Source organism: Bacillus sp. FSL W8-0770, assembly GCF_038008705.1.
Classification (GTDB): Bacteria; Bacillota; Bacilli; order Bacillales; family Bacillaceae_G; genus Bacillus_A; species Bacillus_A cereus.
The window spans coordinates 2,184,234-2,206,916 of record NZ_JBBOZR010000001.1 but is presented as its reverse complement, the minus strand read 5'-3'; the positions used below and the strand labels follow the sequence as shown (position 1 = coordinate 2,206,916).

The window sequence follows — 22,683 nt, the reverse complement described above, 5'->3', positions numbered from 1 at the left end:
CTTCGTAAGTGAACATTTTGTGAACAAATTTAAAACGTTTTCATTTTTTCCTTTCTACTCAAATTCTCACTTTTACTTATAGAGGATATATATATCGCAATGTTGAATTACTAAATTTAAACATTGCATTACACTATTACTAGGAGGATAACCATGAATGAAGCAGAATTTTACGCATATCACATCGTAACAAGGAAAAAAATGCATATCGGACAAATCATTCCTTTTAACAAAAATCAACACAATACTCTATATCACTTCTTTTTTGAAAGAGAACAATTAAATGCTAGTGGTGAAGATGGCATACAAATTTTAAATAAACACTATAAAAATAACGAATTACATATAAACAATGAAAATACTAAAGTAGTTATGAGTTATATGGATCAAACAATTAGAGCAGTTAGAGAAACAATTGTAGAAATGGTTAGACTACAAGAATTCCCTGAATACCCTTCCAGGTTATCTTGCTTATATGCTGCTAAAAGCTATGAGGATGCTTTGAAATGGAGAGCGCTATTTGATTCTTACAATCGAGAAGTTTTACAGATTGTTAAACTACGAGTGATCGGAAATTATTTTGAAGGTGACGGGAATCTTTTACCGAAAGAAGATGGAATTCCTTTTTCTCAAAAAATCGAACAAGCTAGAGAGTATTGGGAAGGAAATATTAGAAATGATCTTCCTGAGCTACTGATTAATGGAGAAATTGAAGTGGTGGAAATTATTGATGACTTTTCCTCAATTCATATTTAATTTCTAACTAAATCATATAGGATGGAGATTACAATGAAGAAAAAAGTGTACTTCAATCATGATGGCGGTGTAGATGATTTAATTTCATTATTTTTATTACTTCAAATGGAAAACGTTGAGCTTATCGGTGTATCTGTTATCCCAGCAGACTGCTATTTAGAACCCGCAATGTCTGCCAGTCGTAAAATTATCGATCGCTTCGGCAAAGGTAATATTGCCGTAGCCGCTTCAAACTCTCGCGGGCAAAACCCGTTTCCGAAAGACTGGCGGATGCATGCATTTTATGTAGATGCTCTACCAATTTTAAATGAGTCTGGAAAAGTTGTAACACCCGTGGTGGCAAAACCCGCGCATCATCATTTAATAGAAACGCTTCTACAAACGGAAGGAAAAACAACTTTATTATTTACTGGGCCCCTAACTGACCTTGCTCGTGCATTATATGAAGCTCCCATAATCGAAGATAAAATTGAACGCCTCGTTTGGATGGGTGGTACATTTCTTAAAGCTGGCAATGTACATGAACCAGAGCATGATGGAACAGCTGAGTGGAATTCGTTTTGGGACCCTGAAGCAGTGGCTCGTGTATGGGATGCAAAAATTAAAATCGACTTAGTGACACTAGAAAGTACAAACCAAGTTCCGTTAACTATAAACATACGTGAACAGTGGGCAAAAGAGCGAAAGTATATTGGTATGGATTTCCTTGGTCAATGCTATGCAATGGTCCCTCCTCTCGTTCACTTCTCAACGAACTCTACTTACTATTTATGGGATGTACTAACTACCGCTTTTGTCGGAAACACTAGCCTTGCAAAAACTGAAACGATTAATAGTATCGTTCATACATACGGACCAAGCCAAGGACGTACAGAAGAAACTACTGATGGACGACCTGTAAATGTCGTTTATGATGTAAAACATGATGTTTTCTTTGAATATATTACTGAATTAGCAAAGAAAGCTTCTATCTGAACCCCTATAAAGTGATATAACTTCAGATAACGAGCCCCAATTTTAGAAATTGGTTGTAACTAGATATTTAACTATTAAAAAGAGTATTGAATTAAATTTCAATACTCTTTTTGTGCAATTTAATTATATTTGATTAATGTAGTGTCTTACAGATTATTCATTTCATAACCATTGACAAAATACGTTATTGTTTCTAACTCATCTGCATTTAATTCTCTATCTAGCTCTTGTTTATACGCTGCCTTTATCTTCTCTTCATCGCCTTTATGAGCTTCTGTATATGTTCCTACTGTTTTTATCAAATGAATTTCTTGTAAAAACTCGTCTCGATTTATAGCTGTCCCATGAGAAAGAATATATGTCTCAGCATCAAATTTCTCTAATTCATCTATCAATTTAAACGTTCTTTTCGTCGTATAGTTCCACTTTGAAGAAAAAATATCTGCATATATACAATCTCCTACAAACAATATCTTTTCTTCTTTTATATACATAACAACTGAATCATGCGCATGATCTCCGCCCACATGTTTTAACACGCATGTCACTTCACCAAGGTCTAATTCCATTTGATCCTGGAACGTTAAGGTTGGAGGAATAATGTTAATATTTCTCGCTTTTTCTTCAAACTCTTTCTTGATACAATCCGCACAAAATGCAATTTCAGTACCCTCTTTTACGCGTGCGTCCAACGCTTCATCTGTCCATTCATAAGATACTATTGCCTGCATTTCTTTTTTCGTTTCAGCGTGCGAAATAGTTAATGCATTCTGTAATACAGATAATCCAAAAATATGATCCCAATGCCAATGCGTTAATGCTACAAAATCAGGATTCGATATATTTTGTTCTTTTAACATTTCTAAAAATAATTGTGCATGTTCTTCTGAATTTCCTGCATCAATCATTAACGTTTTTTCTTGTCCAACGACCATTCCTAAGATAGGTCTATCTGTTTCAGAAACAGGTGTCATATACCAAAATGAGTTTCCTATTTTTTTAATTTGTTGCATAACCAATTCCCCTTTTCATTTTCTCACTTAAAATTAATATATAAATTATAACGAATCACTACTTTTTTCTCTATAATCAAACACAATTACTTGGACTAATCTAACTTTCCTTTTCGTAAGCTAAAAATAAGGGAATAGAATCGGAGTGTGATACTATGGAACGTTTATGGATTCCAATGATTGTAACATTTTTTTCGTTCGGTGGATTACTATTAGGAGGTGCTGTTGGAGTAGCAACACGCCAACTCATTGAAGAAAAGATGCAGCGTTTATACGCATTATGTGGTGGTATTTTATTCGGATTATTATCACTTGAAATTATTCCTGAAACATTTTCAAGCTACGAAATGATTGGGCCTATACTTGGTATAGCTATCGGTATTTTAGTTATGAGCTTATTAGATAACTATTGTCACCATCCAATGATACATAAAAAAGATCAACAAGCATGGCAAACCTTCCTTTTTCTCTCTTTCGCTATATTTATTCATAATATACCTAGTGGATTTGCGTTAGGTACAGCTTTTATAAATCATAATGACTCTGCCATTCCCTTTTTAATAGCAATCGTCGTTCACCATATTCCAGAAGGATTAGCTTTAATTATTCCATTTCTTTTTACAAAACATAAATATATTTCCTTTTTATTAACGACTTTATTACTTTCTCTTATTCTCGGTACTGGCACAGTTTTTGGCATTTTGATGGAAGGAAAAGCTCTTCACCTGCAAGGCCTCATTATGGGAAGTGCTATTGGTTCACTTGGATATGTCACAATTCATGAAATGCTTTGGAAAGCTAAGAAACAGCTCTCTTTCCTTACATTTCTAATGTGGGCAACTAGTGGTTTTTTACTAATAACATTGTTCACTTTATTCGCTGGTCATCATTAAAGTTGCTAAAGTGAAACTTTTGTTCCTCCCACACTGATTCTTGGATTACAAATAACTAGATAAATTTCTTACTTGTATATTTTTCCTTTTTATTCAAAACATAATGTTATCTACCTATTATAAGGAGGAACAATTATGTTTGGGAAAACAGCAGGTGAAGCATTAGTTGATTTATTAATTGATTGGGGAGTAGAACACATATACGGTATGCCTGGAGATTCCATCAATTCTATCATTGAAGCTTTAAGAAAAAAACAAGATAAAATTAAATTCATTCAAGTTCGCCATGAAGAAGCTGGTGCATTAGCAGCGGCCGCCTATGCGAAATTAACAGGAAAACTTGGCGTTTGTATGGCAATTGCAGGACCTGGTGCTATTCATTTATTAAATGGTTTATATGATGCGAAACTCGATAAAGCCCCTGTTCTAGCAATTTCAGGTCAAGTAGAAACCGATTTACTTGGAACGGACTTTTTCCAAGAAGTAAATTTAGAAAGAATGTTTGATGATGTTGCGGTTTATAACCAGCGTATTATGTCAGCAGAGCAACTACCTGCCGTAGTGAATCAAGCAATTCGAATGGCTTATACGAAAAAAGGTGTATCCGTTCTTACTATTCCAGATGATGTCCCAAAATTCGAAGTGAAAAATGGTGCCCGTGTTACAAATACTTCTTTTACTTTGCCTGAATTATTTCCACAAAAAGAAGATTTAGATGCAGCGAAACTCGCAATAAATGAAGCGAAAAAGCCTGTGATTTTAGCTGGAAAAGGAACAAAACATGCGAGAGAATCTTTACTTGCATTAGCAGAACATATTGGTGCTCCAATCGTACTTACATTACCTGCTAAAGGAATTATTCCTGATGAGCATCCTCTTTGTATCGGTGGATTGGGATTAATTGGAACGAAACCTTCTTATGAAGCAATGAAGCATGCAGATACTTTAATTATGGTCGGTACTTCTTATCCGTTCACCGGCTTCTTACCTGAAAAAGCAAAAACAATTCATATCGATACAGATCCTGCCCAAATTGGGAAACGTTATGCGACAGATATTGGTTTAGCTGGTGATGCTGATAAAACATTACGATGGTTAATTGAAAATGTTGAAGAACACACAGATCATTCCTTCTTAGAACAGCACCAAGAAATGATGAAAAAGTGGGAAGATAAATTACACGATCAAGAAGAAGACTCTTCCATTCCAATTAAACCACAACGCGTTATGCATGCTCTGCAGCAAGTAGCACATGATGACGCAATTCTATCAGTCGATGTTGGAAATGTAACAGTATGGACCGCAAGACACTTCCGTATGACAAACCAACAATTTATCATTTCTAGCTGGCTCGCAACACTTGGCTGCGGTTTACCTGGTGCACTTGCTGGAAAAATTGCTTTCCCGGATAAACAAGTATTTGCAGTTTGTGGTGATGGTGGATTTGGAATGACGATGAATGACTTCGTAACAGCTGTAAAATATAAATTACCAATCGTTGTCGTCGTATTAAACAATAATAAAATTGCGATGATTAAATTCGAGCAAGAAGTCATGGGTAATATCGAATTCGAAACAGACTTAACGAACCCAGATTTCGCAAAATATGCAGAGGCTTGTGGAGGTATTGGATACCGTGTTGAGAATTTAGATGAACTACTTCCCGCTTTCGAAAATGCAGTAAAACAAAATAAACCATGTATTATTGATGTAGTTGTAGATGCTAACGAAGCACCAATGCCAGCAAAAATCACATTTGGTCAAGCCGCTGGTTATACGAAGCATATGATAAAAGAATTATTTGAAGAAGGTAAGATTGATTTACCTCCACTTTAAACGAAAAAAGATAGCTGAAAACAATTTGTCTTCAGCTATCTTTTTTTATTTTTGTATCTCTTTATAAAAAGAAAAGTCATTCATAGTTGGTTGTACTTGTTTCTCTACTTGTAATTCTTTACTTTCCCTCTCTAGCTTTCTCACCTTTCCTAACTTAATCGCATCTTGCATGCTATTACTAATTAGATTTCCAGCTAAAATTGTCATACTATAAAAAGCAATCGGTATAAGTACAATCCATGTATGAGTAGTTAAATGACGGAAGTTTTGACCAATTAGGCCGGTCCATTCTTTTGTTACACTATCTGCCTCTGTACCAAAGATAATTGTTCCACCAAAAAATAACTCTAACAAGCTAAGATGCAAGAGAAGTAATAAAGTACTCACAAATTGTTGAGCAACAAGTAAAAAAAATGATGGTAATACGTGTGGCCATACGTGATTTTTCACTCTATGCCATTTACTGCCCCCAAGCACAGTTGCTGCCATCATAAATTCTTCTCTTTTTATCCGACGGACTTCCTGCGCTGTATATAACATAATTGTTGGTAGCGCTAAACATGTAAGGATAACCATTTGAAATATTACCCTTAAATGAAACGGCTCTGGTACTGTCCCATTTTCAAACACTAAAACTTCCTTTAACACAAAAAAAGAAATCATAACCATAGGTACAATGCTGAATGGATCAAAAAAAGATGCTATAACTGGAAAAGAACGTTTGCTATACATACCAAGAAGTAAACCAATACCTCCTCCAACTATAACTCGTAGAATCGCTATAATTACGCTCGCACCAACTGTCCATTTCGCTCCTTCTATTATTAGCTAGAAAAGATCGCGTCCTTTCTCATCACTACCGAACCAAAATTTATTCGACGGTGAAAACGGAGCAGCCTCTAGTTCTCCTTTTTCGTTATACATCATCGTAAGTTCACGGATATTCCCATCGAAAAATAAAGTATTTCCAATACTAACAATTATAAGTGCGCTTAAAAAAGTAACACCAAACCAAAATCTCACATCTCTTTTTACAACTTGCCACATGCTAAACACGCTCCTTTATTACATTTTGTAAAAACGTATGTAATAAACGAAATAGTATAAAAAGCGGTACGTATAATATAATTAAACTTACTGTAAATATTTCTAATTTCGAATTTTCTTTTACAAAAACAAACATACCGTACGTATTAAATATCCATTCAATAATATATAAATTTGATAACATAAATAAAATATTTGTTTTTACATAATAGATTGTTGTTAACAAAACATTTCTTGAAATATGATTTGTTAAAATATGTCGTAAACTAAGCCCTTTACTTTTAGCAAATATACTATAATCTTTCTCTAATTCTTCTCTGAAACGTAATAGTAGTAGCTTAATAAATAATAGTGTTGTAGGCAAAGTTAGACATATTATTGGCAATAGGCGAGCCTTTTCCTCCCCAATCCCCGCTAGTTTCACTGGCATAAATCCTGTCTTTTGAAAGATTATTACGACTAGAAGTTGCGATAATAAAATTATTAAAATATCTGGGATGCTTTCAAGTACAACAAAAATCCCATTCCACATTCGTTGCTTTGATTGAGACCGTTGTAATACCCACACAACGAGAACATACGCAATAAGTAATGACAGTAAAAATGCCGAAATAAATACAAACATTGTCTCTAAATAATGAATCCATATTTGCGGAAATAATTTCCTTGAATCTCGAAATCCATATGTAATTTCCCAAGGTTGGAGTAACTTTCCTCCAATAAACACAATCGTGTTCCAAAAACCAATTAAATCAATTTGTAATCCCTTAAATAATCGAGGGAGCGCACCTAAACAGATTATACATAGAATTGCGGTGAATAATTGTAAACAAGTAATCCCACACCACTTAGCAGTTCGCATCAACATAACTACTACCCCTTTAAAAGGAATATTCAGAAAAAACAAACCTCTTCAACCACACCTTGAATTCGCTTTTTCCCACTTAGTAAAATAGCTTGGAATAAACACGTAACAAAAAATAATCAACCAAACACGATAAATCCCAAAAGTAATTTTTTAAAGTTTCATTTTGGTATATATACCTAATCCCTTCTTTAAACTCTGTTATTAACATCTTCAAATTAACTTCTTTCCATTTTGTTCTACCATTTGGTAAACGAACTTTTTCTGGAATGGAGATTGTTTGAATCAAAATACCACTCGTAATAAAAGTAAGTATATTTACTAAAATGCTCCCGTAAATTCCAAAAGTCCAGTACACCATCGTTGCAATTCCTACACCAAATAAAGCATACAAACTATTTACCATTTGATTAATCCCTGCTGATTCAACTACTCCCTGTATCATCGACTGTTCTGATGGAGAGAAAAATTGTATACATGCATTTTCCAAAAATAAAAATATAAAGACGAGTATAATCATCCCGTAATAAAGCGAAATTAGAATTCCAATATTACAGAGCGAACAACATATGTTACTTACCGTGCATATACGCTGTCTATCAAAACGATCTACTACTGTCCCTACTAATAGAAAAAAGATTAATGCAGGTAATGCAATCATAATTTGTGTCATCGTTGCATAAACTGGTTGTTTTCCGTATTGATCTAGCAAATAAAACATTAAAGAAACTCCAGCTATCATAGAACCAAGTCGCTCTAAAATATTTGCTAGAAAAAAACGTGCATACACTTTGTTGCGAAATAACTGTAGCATTTCTTTCATACTTTGTATCCTTTCTCTCGACAAAATAGTATTATTTTAGTCATTTATTGGAAGTTACATTAATATTTTTTGACCATTATCCAACCTTTTCCTTCTGCATAGAGAACATTATAAAAAAGACACTTGTTTTTATACAAGTGTCTTTTTTATTTAACTTCGCTTTTTGTAATGATATATCTCGCAACTTTTTTAATTCTCTATAGTTTGGATACACTTTATTTATTTTACAAATGTATCGCACATCCACTCATAAAATTTTTCTTTCTCTTCAAGTTGCGGATAATGCGCGGATTTTTCAAAAGTAATAAATTCTTTTTTCTCTGCTTCAATCGTATTAAAATATGTTTTTGCCGCATGTAATGAAGTGTTATAATCATATTTCCCCATAAGGAAATACAATGGTAGCTTCATTTTAGTCACCTTATTAGGCAATGGATTCTTTAAATCCTTTTCTAATAAGACCGTTTGAGAATGTGATAATCCAACGTTATAACGAATTACGTCTAACAAGTTATATTCATTACTGAGTAACATTCCGATGTTATCACCATCTGGGTTTTCAATGAGTCTTGATGTTCCACCATATTTCGCAACATAATTTCTCGGAGTATATGTATCACCATTTTTTATTTTTTCAGTCAACCCATTTAAATAGGAAACCTCATCTGTATTCCGAGCATTTTGTGCCCGTTCAATCACATAGTTTAAACTATCCATTTCACTTTCTACTGTATCACTCATTTGCCCAATGCCAACATAAGATTCATATTTTTCAGGAGCTTTATTGGCAGCTTGCATTCCAATATATGTACCGTAAGAATGACCAACCAATATTACTTTTTCTTTACCTAGACGTTTTGAAACATAATCTGTCAAAGCTAATAAATCTACTACAAGAAGTTCTGATGTAAGATTCGAATAGTCTTCAAAGAAATGATACGACTTCCCGCTCGCTCTTTGATCGTAATTAACAACTGTGAAATTTTCTTCCAATAAGTTTTGGTATTTTTGAGCATATGGTATTTCTGAAGTACCTGGTCCACCATGTACAAAAATAATAACCGGATTATTCTTATCTTTACCGCGTATCATAATTTCATGACCACTTCCATTTAACTCTACTTGCTCTAATGTACTTATACTGTTTTTTCCTTTTATTTGCGAGGTCCATGTAGGAAATATTAGTGCTACGATTAATAATAGTATAGTGATGACACCAATGAGTTTAATTAATTTTTTCATCTTCTTCATAAGTAGTCTCCTTTCTTTTAAATTTATAAAAACATCAATTTAATTTTGCAAAACTACCTCAAAAAATATAAATGTACAACAATTACACTTTCCGATTTCACCTTGATCTTTTGCACATTCTTAATATCCCATACACTTCTTAACTTTCCGCTATATAAACTCTTAATATTTTCTTAATTTTCAATACGCGATTCAAAGAAATACTCAATCATAATGTATTACAAATATAGAAAAGAGCCCTTGCTTTCAACACAAGGACTCTTTTCATAAACTATTTAGCTACCTCTTCTTTCGGCATTACCATACCTTTATAAAGTTGAACAGTTATCCAGTAATACATGAAATAAATGACTAAGAAGATTCCTATTGGCACCCACACTTTCACAAACGGGTCAACTAATATAAAGCTGAATAAGTTAAGCCCAACTAAAACGTGAGAAATGCCAATGATCGCTGGGAAGATAAATAAATACGAAATTTCTTTATATATACTTTTCGTTAACATACTACGTCTCACACCAATTTTTCGTAACATTTCATAACGCCGTACGTCGCGAGAAGCACCTGTTAATATTTTGAACATAAGGGAACTTGCCATCATTGCTAAAAAGGCAATTCCGAGGAAAAATCCCATAAACATTGTTCCGCTCATGAAGCTGTTCATAAACTGATAAATTGTCATTTTCGTAAATAAGTCTACCTTTTCACCTGTTGCTTTTTCAATTTGTGCTTTTTGTCTCTTGTCTATTTCAATCAATAACGGTTTATATTTTTTCATATCATCTACTTTTGCTAATGTTACAGTATGTTCTGTTCCTTGAATCCCTTTATAATGCTCTTCGTCTGCAATTCTTACTGGTTTTCCGCTAAATTGATTATGCGTAATTTGTATCTCTCTTACAACTGCGTCTTCCCAATCCTTTGGCATTTGAGGGAATTTTGCTAATTCAGGAGCCTCTAAAGCTGAATATACAGGTTCAGTTAAAGGTTCAGTCACACGTTTGCGAACAGGCTCTTTTAAAGTTTTTGTATCAAAATGGTCTGAAACAAGTGGCGGTTTCGCAGTTAAGTCGTTACGTAAATAATAAACCGCTTCTCCATCTACTTTATATTTGTACTTGCTTTCTTCAACAATTTCCATTTCTTTTAAGGCAGCTTTGTCTTGATCATTCGGATCATGAATTACAACATCATATACACGAGAAAAGTCTGTCATAATACCTACATTTTTTTGGAACGCCATACCTGCCGTCATCGCACCTGCGCCTAATGCAATTAACATTGCTACAGTACCTAATACTCTCGATAAACTATTTACTCGAAAGCGTAGCTGTGCATATGTAAAACTATTTAGACCAGTTTCATTTCGTTTTTTATTCCCCTTAATTTTCATCACAAAAAATGGGAGTAATGAACTAAAGATAAAATATGTTCCAAGTGTTGTAACGATGGTTGCTATAATAAAACCTAATTCAGCATAAATTTTTACATTGATCATAAAATAGTACCCTGTACTTACTAGTAATACACCAAGTACTGTCATTATAATAATGCGAGTTTTACTTTTCTTCACTTCATCTAGTGTTTCATCTTCACGAATTAACTCTAGTTCAGTTTTTCGTAACAATCGGACACTGTTCATTATGCCAGTAATGAAAAATAATATTAAGAAGAAAATAGCTGTAACTAAAATTGCTGGTGTGTATACGGATGCGTAACTACCTTTTGCTGAAATTTCCATTCCATTCATTAAAAAGTTCCCTGCTACACTTGCAAGTAACATCCCTACTAAAATACCGATAATAATACTGACAATACCCATACCGAATGTTTCAATAAATAATAACTGTGCTACTTTTTTCTTTTTCGCACCAAGCATCATGTACATACCGAGTTCTTTTCTTCTTAACGTGAGCAAGAAAGAGTTGGCATATATAATATAAAATACAGTAATGAAGGATAATAGTATTGCACCTACCCAGAAGACGAGCCTTATACTACTAATTAGACTATTATCTTTTGTAAATTCACTATTCATCGCCATCGTTTGGAACATGTAGAAAATACTAATACTAATAACGAGGCCAATAAGTAAAACCATATAATCTTTTAACATCTTTTTCATACTATGACGTGATAATTTAAATAACATAGTTTCACCCCCTACTTAGACTCAGCAGCTGAGCCCATATGAGCGAGCACACCTAAAATGTCTTGATAGAAATTCTCTCGAGTACCTTGACGGTTTAATTCTTTATAAAGAAGACCATCTTGAATAAATAAAATACGCTCACAATAACTTGCACTAAATGCATCGTGTGTAACCATCAAAATACTTACATTGTGATTTTCATGTAAATCTTGCATCGCTTCTAATAAACTTTTTGCGTTTTTACTATCAAGCGCACCTGTCGGTTCATCTGCTAATACAATTGCTGGATTATGTACTAAAGCTCTTGCCGCCGCTGTTCTTTGCTTTTGTCCTCCAGAAACAGCCGTCGGATATTTTGTTAAAATTTCGGTGATGCCTAATTTCTTCGCAACGTCATTTACCTTTCCAGTAATCTCACTTGACGGTACGCCTTGCAAAGAAAGTGGTAAAGCTATATTTTCATAAATTGATAAGTTTTCTAGAAGATTAAAATCTTGAAAAATGAAACCTAATTTTTGAGAGCGAAAATCAGATAAGGCATTGCCCTTCATAGAAGTAATATTTGTACCAGCTATCGTCACACTACCACCTGTCGCTTGGTCAAGTGTACTTATCACATTAAGTAAAGTCGTTTTTCCAGACCCAGAAGGTCCCATGATCCCGACAAATTCTCCTTCTTTAATACTTAACGATACACCCCTTAATGCTTTTGACTGATTCTCATTTCTTTTCCCATACGTTTTTTCTACACTTTCTACAGTAACTACATTTGTTGACATCTCTTTCACTCCATCCCTTTTGTATAAAATTAATTTCTCACATATTTCTTATTATTTTGTCATGTGAATTCTTAAGAATTTTTTAATTATTCATTCAAGAAGAGTTACACCTGTAACATGAACCTTTTTCCTACTTCATATTCTCATTTTTCTACAACTCGTTCCCTCGATTTCGCTTACATTTACCTTACATTTTTGTAAGATAAAAAAGAAAACACACTAATTGCTAATAGTGTGTTTTCTTTACAATCAATATTTTCTATTCTTTATTTCCTCTTCAATAGTTGCCACAAATACGTCTAGCGCAATAACTTCTGACTTCTCTTCCCCATATTTACGTACATTTACAGCTCCGTTTTCCATTTCCTTATCACCAATAACAAGAACATACGGTACTTTTTGCATTTGTGCTTCTCTTATTTTATATCCTAATTTTTCATCTCGTGCATCTTGTTCAACACGAACTCCAGCTTGTGCTAATTTATGTGCAATCTCATTGGCATATTGTTCATGTACTGCATTTGAAACTGGAATTACTTTCACTTGAACTGGTGCCACCCATGCCGGGAACGCACCTCCAAAGTGCTCAATTAATATTGCTAAGAAGCGATCTAATGACCCTAAAACTGCCCTGTGAATAACAACTGGTCTTTTCTTTTCATTATTTTCATCTATATAATTTAAATCAAATTTCTCTGGCATTTGGAAATCAAGCTGGATTGTTCCGCACTGGTGGCTTCTATTTAAAGCATCTTTAATATGAAAATCAATTTTCGGCCCGTAAAATGCACCGTCACCTTCATTTAGTCTATATTTATAATTTAGCGATTGTAATACATTTTCTAATGCCGCTTCTGCTTGCTCCCATAATTTATCATCACCCATTGAATCTTCTGGACGAGTAGAAAGCTCTACTTCATATTCGAATCCAAAAGTTTTATATACGTAATCAATTTGCGCCATTACTGATTTAATTTCATCTTCAATTTGTTTTGGAGTTACAAATAAATGTGCATCATCTTGGCAGAAAGTACGTACTCTTAATAATCCGTTTAACGCACCACTAAATTCATGACGATGTACTTGACCAAATTCACACATACGAATCGGTAATTCACGATAAGAATGCAATTTATTTTTAAACATAAGCATGTGCCCTGGGCAGTTCATCGGTTTTAATGCAAAACTTTTATTATCTACTTCAGAGAAATACATATTATCTTTATAATGTCCCCAGTGCCCTGATCTCTCCCATACTTCTTGGTTCATCATGAACGGAGTGCGTACTTCTTGATACTTATACTCTTTTTGAATTTCTCTTAAAAATGCTTCCAATTCGTTACGAATCATTTGTCCTTTCGGTAAATAAAACGGCATTCCCGGAGCCTCTTCAGAAAACATAAATAACTCAAGCTCACTGCCTAACTTACGATGATTTCTTTTTGCTGCTTCTTCAACGAAATGTAAATACTCTTCTAATTCTTTTTGAGAAGAGAATGCAACACCATATATGCGCTGAAGCACTTGGTTATTACTATCACCTCGCCAATATGCACCGGAAACGTGAGTTAATTGAAATGCTTTCAAATAACCTGTAGATGGTAAATGTGGTCCTCTACATAAATCTACAAATTCACCTTGTTTATATAGTGTTACACTTTCCCCACTAGGAATTGCTTCTAAAAGTTCTAATTTCAAGCGGTCGTTCATTTCTTGAAACAGTTTAGCTGCTTCTTCTCGAGAAACCTCAACTCGTTCTATCTTTATATTTTCATTTATGATCTTTTTCATTTCTTTTTCGATTTTTCGTAAATCTTCTATGTTTACACTACTTGGAAGATCCATATCATAATAAAATCCATTTTCAATAACAGGTCCTACTCCAAGATTTATATCACCATACAATCTTTTTACAGCTTGCGCTAAAATATGTGCCGCGGAGTGTCTTGCAATTTCTACCCCTTCATTTGAATCTATAGTAATGATTTCCACTTCCGCATTTTCTTCAATATTTCGGCGTAAATCATATAATCCATCATTTACTTTCCCCGCAACTGCTTTCTTTTTCAAACTACTGCTAATGGATCCAGCAATTTCTTCTAAAGTAACTCCATTTACAAATTCTTTAACGCTACCATCTGGAAATTTAATTTCAATCATTTGTTCTTTCATTTTTCATCTCTCCATTTCATAATAAAAAGCACACTCATCCCTAAAATAGGGACGAGCGTGCTTTTACCCGTGGTTCCACCCAGATTCCCATTGTAAACAAACAATGGCTTCTTTTACGGTAACGTCGTTTATACGGCACTAGATACTTAATTTCCCCAGTGCAGCTCTAAGGTGGTAAGTTATTTTTCTGCGTTAGGAAGTTCTCAGCTTTCCTTCCTTCTCTGTATAACCGGGTAAAATAACTCGTGTCCTTTTCTTCGCTTATTATGAAATTGAATGCAAAAAAGCATATTCATCCCTAAATATAGGGACGAATATGCTTATATCCGTGGTTCCACCCAGATTCCCATCACAAAAAAACATAATGGCTTCTTTTGCGATAACGTCGCATACACGGCACTAGATACTTCATTTCCCTAGTGCAGCTCTAAGGTGGTAAGTTATTTTTCTGCGTTAGGAAGTTCTCAGCTTTCCTTCCTTCTCTGTATAACCGGGTAAAATAACTCGTGTCCTTTTCTTTGCTTTTTATAAAACATCCATTTATTGTTATTTAATATATCTTATTCATTTTATTTTTGCAAGTGTTTAAAAAAATTATTTATTTAATTTAAAAAAGTGAAACCAAATTTTTTTGGTTTCACTTCACAATTTTACCAATCTTGTGGTTCGTAATTTAAGTCTGCAAATAGACGTCTTTTCTCTTTCTTCGTTAAATCTCTCCACTGCCCAACTGGTAAATTATTCAATTCAATATTCATAATTCTCGTACGTTTTAACGTGTATACTTGATAACCTAAAGCTTCACACATACGGCGAATTTGACGATTTAGCCCTTGTGTTAAAATAATTTGGAACTCATATTTTGATAACTGTGTAATCTCACAAGGAAGCGTTTTTGTTCCTAAAATTTTAACACCCGCTGCCATTTTCTCTAAGAAATCAGGTGTAATTGGCTTATCTACTGAAACGATATATTCTTTCTCATGTTTGTTTTCAGCACGTAAAATCTCATTAACAATATCGCCATCATTCGTTAACAAAATTAAACCGTCAGAGTCTTTATCAAGACGTCCAATGTGACTAATTCGTAAAGGATGATTCACTAAATCAATAATATTACCTTTTACTGATTTTTCACTCGTACATGTAATACCTACTGGTTTATTTAAAGCGATATATACGTGATCTCGAGCAATTCGAAGCTGCTCTCCATTTACTCGTACATCATCACCTGGGTTCACTTGGTCACCAATTTTTGCAACCTTACCGTTAATAATTACTCTTCTCTCATTAATTAGTTTATCCGCTCCACGTCGAGACGCTTTTCCAGCTTCACTAATAAATTTATTGATACGCAAATTAGGCACATCCTTTTCTAAAAAAATTTCAAGCTCACACTGCTTCTACCGTACAATACAAAAGGGTAAGCCTCCTATTATAACTTAAATATATTAACATGAAAGGGTATATAACGTCTTCTATTAATTACTTGTTTATAAGAAAATCTCTTTATTATACATTCATTTATGCACTTTTTCAGCGTTTAATATACAAGCCATTCTTCCTTACATACAGCTTGTTTTCCTTTTATCTCTTCTATCTCTTCATGAATATTAGCTAATTTATATAAATCTGTGAAAATCTCTTCCACATAATGTTGGTGCGTCTTTTCATCTTTCCAATACGTTAACACTATGTAACGATTTTTATTTTTTAAAGACTTCCCAACTACTCCACCTAACATTCCTTTTGCTTTTTCCATTCCTTTATTCCAAATTGTTTCTTGCTTATGTAAAAAATGATTTTCCTTTTCCATCTTTACATCACATATAGCAACTCTTACGAATGATCCTTCTGTAACAACGTCTTTCAAATGCGTATCAGTTATATCATACAACGTTTGAAATAATTCAATTTCACATGCAAGAAACGTATCCTCTTGATTACTATTTAAATAAATTGTATCGTGAGCACCATTCATAAATGATTGATATGTACTTCTATCTTCCCATAAAGTAAATACACATGCCTCATCTTCATACCATCCACCAAATTGTCCATGAAAACCATCTAGGTGCCGTATATCACGCCATTTTCCTTGCGCATTTGAAAACAATTCCTTTTTCTCTTCTTCCACCTTACAGTAGATTGTTTTTAGTAGCATTTTTAATTTCCCCTTTAGCATATAATTTATCTTCTTCTCACAATAATTAGTTCACATAATATTTTTATAATCACCCTAATACTTTTTATAGACATATAGAACTAATCATATTTATCACTACATCTATCAAAACATCTATCGAATTTAATTTCAAATGATTCAGAATAAAAAAAGATGTAACTCTTAATGAATTACATCTTTAGCTAATCTCCCTTATTCATCTTTTTCTCAAATAAATAATACGTAATTTCTCCCGGATAATGTACTACTGCTACCTTCCGCTCCCCTTTTTTAAAACTAACAGTATGCCCATTTCCCCCTAAGTTCTCCCATCCACTCGCCTTTGTAATTGGCATTACACTTATATATTGATAGTCCTCTTCCTTATCATCGTTAATATGGATTGCTGACATTGGCACTGGAAAATCTTTAATTTTAGATTCTTTATTCATAAATATGAATGCAATTAAACCAACTAATAACATAACCATTGAAATACTTGAAACTAGTTTTCTTCTATTCATTTTCACTAAAAACCCTCTTTTCTCGCATACAACTTTCATCATTTTACTAACTTTAATTATTTATGTATAAAAAAGAAATAATTAAAATTATTTCTAACCTATTTTCTCTACTTTAAACAACATTATTGTTATATATTATAATTATAAGTTTTTAAATTTTGGAGGCGTTACATATTGCGGAAATTACTTTTTACTAAATGGACAGTTATTATTTCTATTTTCATCATTTTTGGTACAATTTTCTACGTTACTAATGTTAAAAATAACCACAAAAAAGCAACTGTAGAAACAGCGGAGACAAAAACTTTCAAAACTAAATTACAACCTAAAATTAATGAATTGACTACTCATTATAATGACATCATCGAAAAAGATTGGTTACCTGCCTGGGAAGAGATTAACACGAATGGAGATTCAGTAGATCGAAATAAACTATTAGTTACAATGAGCGCTGTTTCCAAGCAGTACGAAACAATTATGAACGAAATAGACACGCTTAAAATTGAAGAAAACATAACAGATATAGATATACAAAAACAACTACTTCAGTTCACAACTCAGTTTAAATCCGCATCAAATTTCATGAAAAATGCAGCAAATTTAATTATAGACGGAGCAAATAACTCTACTCCAACCGATGAAACTATTGAAAAAACAAAACAAGCTTTAGGACTTGCGGATCAACATATTGTCATCGCTTTATCTACTTTAAATGAAGTTGAGGATAAATTAGGACTTACAAAAAAATAAAACTATTTACTATTTTAAAATAAAAAATGATTGCAATTCACAATTTGTATGTCTATAATGTTTTTATTGATTTACAATCAATGTGTTTATAAATTTTATAATTCGGATGAACCATTCAGGAGAAGGTCTATTGATCTACCGACGGGGCAAAAAGTTGTTATACCAGCTTTGAAACTCTCAGGTCTTGGTTACAAGTAGAACTGCATGGGGACGAATCTCTGGAGAGACTCCCTCTCGCTTTCATAGAGCGCGGAGGAAAACGAGCACCGAAGGAGCAAATCCGCTACTATAGCGGATAATCTCTCAGGTAAAAGGACAGAGACAAGCGAAAGAAAATGCCGATTTGTATCGGTTTATTTTTCTATCCCTTGTTTCTCCAGAGACCATTTCATTTACTTGAAGTGGTTTTTATTTTTTCTAAATAAAGGAGAATAAAGATGGAGACAGTAAGTAAAGTATTAGAACAAATGAATCAATACGTGTGGGGATTACCAACTTTGTTGCTACTCGTTGGAACAGGTATCATTCTCACAGTGCGTTTGAAAGGTTTACAGTTTAGTAAACTATTATACGCTCACAAACTAGCGTTTAAAAAATCAGAAGATACTTCTTCTTCTGGAGATATTAGTCACTTCCAAGCACTCATGACAGCTATGGCCGCAACGATTGGTATGGGAAATATAGCCGGTGTTGCAACAGCGGTTACAATTGGTGGTCCTGGTGCAATATTTTGGATGTGGATTACCGCTTTATTCGGTATGGCAACAAAGTATGCCGAGGCAATACTTGCAGTAAAATACCGTGTTAGTAATGAAAATGGTGAATATTCAGGTGGACCAATGTATTATTTAGAGCGTGGTTTAGGTAAGAAATGGCTGGCAGTATTATTCGCTATATTCGGCACAACTGCTTCTTTCGGTATTGGTAATATGGTGCAATCTAACTCAGTTGCAGAGGCAATGCGAATTAATTTCTCTTTCCCTCCTGCTTTAACTGGTATAGTAATGTCATTTTTAATCGCAATTGTTATTTTAGGCGGTGTAAAAAAAATTGGGAAAGTGACGGGATATGTCGTTCCTATTAAAGCTTTCTTTTATATAATTGCTGGTCTTATAATTATTTTCTATCACTACGACCAAATTCCAGAAGCATTTTCACTTATTTTTTCTGGTGCATTTAATGGTACAGCAGCTGCTGGTGGTTTTATTGGGGCAACAGTTGCATCAGCTATTCAAATCGGAATGGCGCGTGGTGTATTTGCGAACGAAGCTGGTTTAGGGAGTGCCCCTATTGCCGCGGCGGCGGCAAAAACTGATTCGCCTGCAAAGCAAGCTTTAGTTTCAATGACTGGTACTTTTCTAGATACGTTTATTGTATGTACAATTACAGGACTAGTATTAATTACTACAGGTGCTTGGAGATCTGGTAAAACTGGCGTTGAAGCTACAACACTTGCATTCCAATCTGTATTTGGTACTGCTGGTAGTATGATTCTCGGTATCGCAATTATTTTATTTGCCTACTCTACTATTTTAGGCTGGTCGTATTATGGGGAAAAATGTGTAGCTTATTTATTCGGAGAAAGTGCAGTTAAATATTATAAAGCAATCTTTATTGTTATGATTGCAATTGGTGCTAATTTAAAGCTAGGAATCGTATGGACATTTGCTGATATTGCAAATGGACTTATGGCAATTCCAAACTTGATTGGTCTAATTGGATTAAGTAGTATTGTTGTTGCTGAAACGAATCGCTTTTTACAAGCAGAGAAATTGAAAGAAAATAATAAAAACCAGGCAAGTTAATCTATGAAAAAGGAATGACTCATACATGATGAGCGTTCCTTTTTTCATCCCCTCTTTTACTTAATTACTATCATTAAAAATATATTTATATCAATATTTACTCCTTTTTATTCCTCCAAAAGTTTTTCACATAAATGTCATAAATCGTATGGTCTAACTATATAGTTGAAAAGGAATGTGACATTAAAGTGTCACTGAAAAACTCATCCAAGAAAAGGGAGGAAAAATCTTTTGAAAAACAAAATCATCGTTTTCCTATCTGTTTTGTCATTTATTATTGGTGGTTTCTTCTTTAACACGAATACTTCAAGCGCTGAAACATCATCTACTGATTACGTTCCTAACCAATTAATCGTTAAGTTCAAACAAAATGCATCTTTAAGTAATGTGCAATCTTTTCATAAATCTGTCGGAGCTAATGTCTTATCTAAAGATGATAAGTTAGGTTTTGAAGTCGTACAATTTTCAAAAGGTACTGTAAAAGAAAAAATAAAGAGCTATAAAAATAATCCAGATGTGGAATATGCAGAACCGAATTATTACGTTCACGCCTTTTGGACTCCAAACGACCCATATTTTAATAATCAATACGGGTTACAAAAGATTCAAGCTCCACAAGCTTGGGATAGCCAACGAAGTGATCCTGGTGTAAAAGTAGCTATTATTGATACAGGAGTTCAAGGCTCACACCCTGATCTGGCTTCGAAAGTAATTTACGGGCATGATTATGTTGATAACGACAATACATCTGATGATGGTAATGGTCATGGTACACATTGCGCTGGAATTACTGGAGCACTTACGAATAACAGCGTCGGAATTGCTGGTGTTGCCCCACAAACTTCAATTTATGCTGTCCGCGTATTAGATAATCAAGGAAGTGGTACTCTTGATGCTGTAGCGCAAGGTATTCGAGAAGCTGCTGATTCGGGTGCAAAAGTAATTAGTTTAAGTTTAGGAGCTCCAAATGGTGGTACTGCATTACAACAAGCCGTTCAATATGCATGGAATAAAGGCTCTGTTATAGTTGCAGCTGCTGGAAATGCTGGAAATACAAAAGCTAATTACCCTGCTTATTACAGCGAAGTAATTGCAGTTGCTTCTACAGATCAATCAGATAGAAAATCTTCATTCTCTACTTATGGTAGCTGGGTAGATGTTGCAGCACCAGGTTCAAATATATATTCAACATATAAAGGAAGCACGTATCAATCATTAAGTGGTACATCTATGGCAACACCTCATGTTGCAGGAGTGGCAGCTCTTTTAGCAAATCAAGGATATAGCAATACACAAATCCGCCAAATTATTGAGTCTACTACTGATAAAATTAGTGGTACAGGTACGTACTGGAAAAACGGTAGAGTCAATGCATATAAGGCTGTACAATACGCTAAGCAATTACAAGAAAATAAAGCTTCTTAAGAAAACTTTAATCAGTCGATCTACCATGAATGCAGAATAAAATAGAAGGAGAGACTTCTATAATTAAAGCCTCTCCTTCTTACAAACTATATTACTCTCTCTGCTTTTTAACCATATGTAAATACAGTACAAAATCCATCATTGTCGATGAATGACCAAGTTGACGGATCATCGCTGTTATATTTCCTCTATGATATGTACCATGATTTACAACATGTTGCACTAATTCTAAAATCGAAGTTTCTAATTTCCCTACGTATGGATTCTCAATAACAAATACAGCATTCACATCTTGTATTGTAATTAAAAACTCTTTATATTGATTTGCCATGTTTTCAAACATTTTTTCTAATTCATGTAACGATTTAGTTTCAATTTGTTTTCGTAAATCTTCTCGGTCTTGTATTGCTTCATTCATACTTTTACCATGCAATATATGTAACCACACTTGATCTGTAATATAAATATGCACAAAAGTATCCTTAATGGATGGGAATACACTCTGTATCTGCTCATTAAAAATTTTCTCATAGTTTGGTAACTCTTTTAATCGATTGAATAATCTAGTATTAGCCCAAGCATGGTAATCACACTGTTTTAATATATAATCTTTCAATTTATATTACCTCCTTATTATATGAAACGAATGGCTTGTTTCTTCATTTCTGATTCTCTATCAGCCTTTGCAATCCCTTTTTCTTTCATTTCATGCTTATTTATCGTTTTATATTTTACATACGTATAAAATTCCGTTTGAAATGGAAATGGTGTAATCCGAATTGTTTCCTCGTCCACCCATTCAGCTTGAATAAGTTTCTCCTCTTTACTATTAAACATTTCTGTTCCTTCAAAACCATCTTTAAATAAATCAATTTCATCTTTCTTTTTGACACCAGGCTTATTCATACATACGTATAAAGAAAGTTCATCACAAAACTTTAATAATCTATAATGCTTATCGAACATCGCAAACTGTTCCTTTGTTAACGTTTTCAAAATTCTTTTTTGTCGTTCTAATTCATGTTTATAAAATGACATCATCTCTTCATCTTCCTCGTTTAGTGGAAATGATAAAAAATGTTTACTACAAAGCAATGCCCCGTATGGATTAGAATTTTCAATTTCATTCAATCCAATCGTATAAAAAACAAAACGTAATGGGCTTGGACAATCCATAAATGTATATGGAATATTTTTAGCATCATTCAAAATTGGTACTTTATCAAGCTCTATCCATCCTCTGTCATGCTCATATATTGCATCAACTGTTTCTTTTAAATATGTTTTATCTTCAAAAAAGTCTTCTTTTATATGCTTTGCAATCTCTCCAGCTAAAAAACCATGATCATGTTGACGAATTAAAATACTTTCCTTCTCATTTTTTTCACGAAAAATCATTCGTATACTCCCCCTCATCCTCATATTAAAGCTTTTTATATGCATCGATTCTTAA

General features: G+C 33.7%; 18 protein-coding genes, 2 pseudogenes, 1 riboswitch and 2 other annotated features. Of the genes and pseudogenes, 7 read left to right on the top strand and 13 right to left on the bottom strand.

What is annotated here, in order from left to right; all coding sequences use genetic code 11:
• The first annotated feature begins 153 nt into the window (after positions 1-153).
• Positions 154-756 carry a DUF2441 domain-containing protein gene (locus tag NST27_RS11400; protein WP_001001046.1) on the top strand — a complete coding sequence of 201 codons (603 nt, stop codon included), beginning with the start codon at positions 154-156 and terminating at the stop codon, positions 754-756.
• A gap of 21 nt (positions 757-777) precedes the next feature.
• Positions 778-1,731 (top strand): nucleoside hydrolase, encoded by a 954-nt coding sequence (locus NST27_RS11395; RefSeq protein WP_100619868.1) that lies wholly within the window; start codon positions 778-780, stop codon positions 1,729-1,731.
• Between the two features lie 146 nt (positions 1,732-1,877).
• Here NST27_RS11395 and NST27_RS11390 read toward each other — a convergent pair whose 3' ends face one another.
• Positions 1,878-2,744: an MBL fold metallo-hydrolase gene (locus NST27_RS11390; protein WP_001184109.1), complete on the bottom strand. Its 867-nt coding sequence runs from the start codon at positions 2,742-2,744 to the stop codon at positions 1,878-1,880.
• A gap of 155 nt (positions 2,745-2,899) precedes the next feature.
• Here NST27_RS11390 and NST27_RS11385 point away from each other — a divergent pair, with 155 nt between their 5' ends.
• Positions 2,900-3,637: a ZIP family metal transporter gene (locus tag NST27_RS11385; RefSeq protein ID WP_000440633.1), complete on the top strand. Its 738-nt coding sequence runs from the start codon at positions 2,900-2,902 to the stop codon at positions 3,635-3,637.
• A 135-nt stretch (positions 3,638-3,772) separates the two neighbouring features.
• On the top strand, positions 3,773-5,473 hold the full coding sequence (locus NST27_RS11380; protein ID WP_000467235.1) for a pyruvate oxidase: 1,701 nt from the start codon (positions 3,773-3,775) through the stop codon (positions 5,471-5,473).
• Positions 5,474-5,518: 45 nt separating this feature from the next.
• Here the strand turns inward: NST27_RS11380 and NST27_RS11375 are convergent.
• From NST27_RS11375 to NST27_RS11330, 10 genes and pseudogenes are all read right to left on the bottom strand, one after another.
• Positions 5,519-6,520, bottom strand: a pseudogene (locus tag NST27_RS11375) (ABC transporter permease subunit).
• A 1-nt stretch (position 6,521) separates the two neighbouring features.
• Entirely contained in the window at positions 6,522-7,388 is an 867-nt protein-coding gene (locus NST27_RS11370) for an ABC transporter permease subunit (RefSeq protein ID WP_000929108.1), read from the bottom strand.
• A 119-nt stretch (positions 7,389-7,507) separates the two neighbouring features.
• A pseudogene (locus NST27_RS11365) lies at positions 7,508-8,208 on the bottom strand (MFS transporter); the annotation flags it as partial.
• Between the two features lie 219 nt (positions 8,209-8,427).
• Positions 8,428-9,459 (bottom strand): alpha/beta fold hydrolase, encoded by a 1,032-nt coding sequence (locus tag NST27_RS11360; protein ID WP_000738324.1) that lies wholly within the window; start codon positions 9,457-9,459, stop codon positions 8,428-8,430.
• 271 nt (positions 9,460-9,730) lie between these two features.
• Positions 9,731-11,611 carry an FtsX-like permease family protein gene (locus NST27_RS11355; protein WP_000897848.1) on the bottom strand — a complete coding sequence of 627 codons (1,881 nt, stop codon included), beginning with the start codon at positions 11,609-11,611 and terminating at the stop codon, positions 9,731-9,733.
• 11 nt (positions 11,612-11,622) lie between these two features.
• Positions 11,623-12,390, bottom strand: a complete 768-nt coding sequence (locus NST27_RS11350) for an ABC transporter ATP-binding protein (protein ID WP_000106426.1) — start codon at positions 12,388-12,390, stop codon at positions 11,623-11,625.
• Between the two features lie 249 nt (positions 12,391-12,639).
• A complete protein-coding gene (gene thrS / locus NST27_RS11345; RefSeq protein ID WP_000663093.1) occupies positions 12,640-14,562 on the bottom strand; it encodes a threonine--tRNA ligase in 1,923 nt (640 codons plus the stop codon).
• Positions 14,563-14,606: 44 nt separating this feature from the next.
• Positions 14,607-14,829, bottom strand: a binding site (T-box leader).
• Between the two features lie 36 nt (positions 14,830-14,865).
• Positions 14,866-15,090, bottom strand: a binding site (T-box leader).
• A gap of 122 nt (positions 15,091-15,212) precedes the next feature.
• Positions 15,213-15,920: a 23S rRNA pseudouridine(2604) synthase RluF gene (gene rluF, locus NST27_RS11340; RefSeq protein ID WP_001222170.1), complete on the bottom strand. Its 708-nt coding sequence runs from the start codon at positions 15,918-15,920 to the stop codon at positions 15,213-15,215.
• Positions 15,921-16,105: 185 nt separating this feature from the next.
• On the bottom strand, positions 16,106-16,726 hold the full coding sequence (locus tag NST27_RS11335; protein WP_000925168.1) for a YdbC family protein: 621 nt from the start codon (positions 16,724-16,726) through the stop codon (positions 16,106-16,108).
• 203 nt (positions 16,727-16,929) lie between these two features.
• Positions 16,930-17,292 carry a hypothetical protein gene (locus NST27_RS11330; RefSeq protein WP_001987291.1) on the bottom strand — a complete coding sequence of 121 codons (363 nt, stop codon included), beginning with the start codon at positions 17,290-17,292 and terminating at the stop codon, positions 16,930-16,932.
• Between the two features lie 132 nt (positions 17,293-17,424).
• Between NST27_RS11330 and NST27_RS11325 the strand changes: the two genes are divergently transcribed.
• The 3 genes from NST27_RS11325 (at position 17,425) to NST27_RS11315 (ending at position 21,230) form a co-directional block, all read left to right on the top strand.
• Entirely contained in the window at positions 17,425-18,000 is a 576-nt protein-coding gene (locus NST27_RS11325) for a hypothetical protein (RefSeq protein ID WP_001228755.1), read from the top strand.
• Positions 18,001-18,208: 208 nt separating this feature from the next.
• A riboswitch (glycine riboswitch) is annotated at positions 18,209-18,329 on the top strand.
• Between the two features lie 108 nt (positions 18,330-18,437).
• Positions 18,438-19,805 (top strand): alanine/glycine:cation symporter family protein, encoded by a 1,368-nt coding sequence (locus tag NST27_RS11320; protein WP_000451050.1) that lies wholly within the window; start codon positions 18,438-18,440, stop codon positions 19,803-19,805.
• Between the two features lie 231 nt (positions 19,806-20,036).
• Positions 20,037-21,230, top strand: coding sequence for a S8 family peptidase (locus NST27_RS11315; RefSeq protein ID WP_000790937.1), 1,194 nt, complete (start codon positions 20,037-20,039; stop codon positions 21,228-21,230).
• 91 nt (positions 21,231-21,321) lie between these two features.
• On the opposite strand, the gene NST27_RS11310 is transcribed toward NST27_RS11315, so the two are convergent.
• Positions 21,322-21,846, bottom strand: a complete 525-nt coding sequence (locus NST27_RS11310; RefSeq protein ID WP_000656261.1) for a DinB family protein — start codon at positions 21,844-21,846, stop codon at positions 21,322-21,324.
• 17 nt (positions 21,847-21,863) lie between these two features.
• On the bottom strand, positions 21,864-22,628 hold the full coding sequence (locus NST27_RS11305; protein ID WP_000577281.1) for a DUF3891 family protein: 765 nt from the start codon (positions 22,626-22,628) through the stop codon (positions 21,864-21,866).
• Between the last annotated feature and the right edge of the window lie 55 nt (positions 22,629-22,683).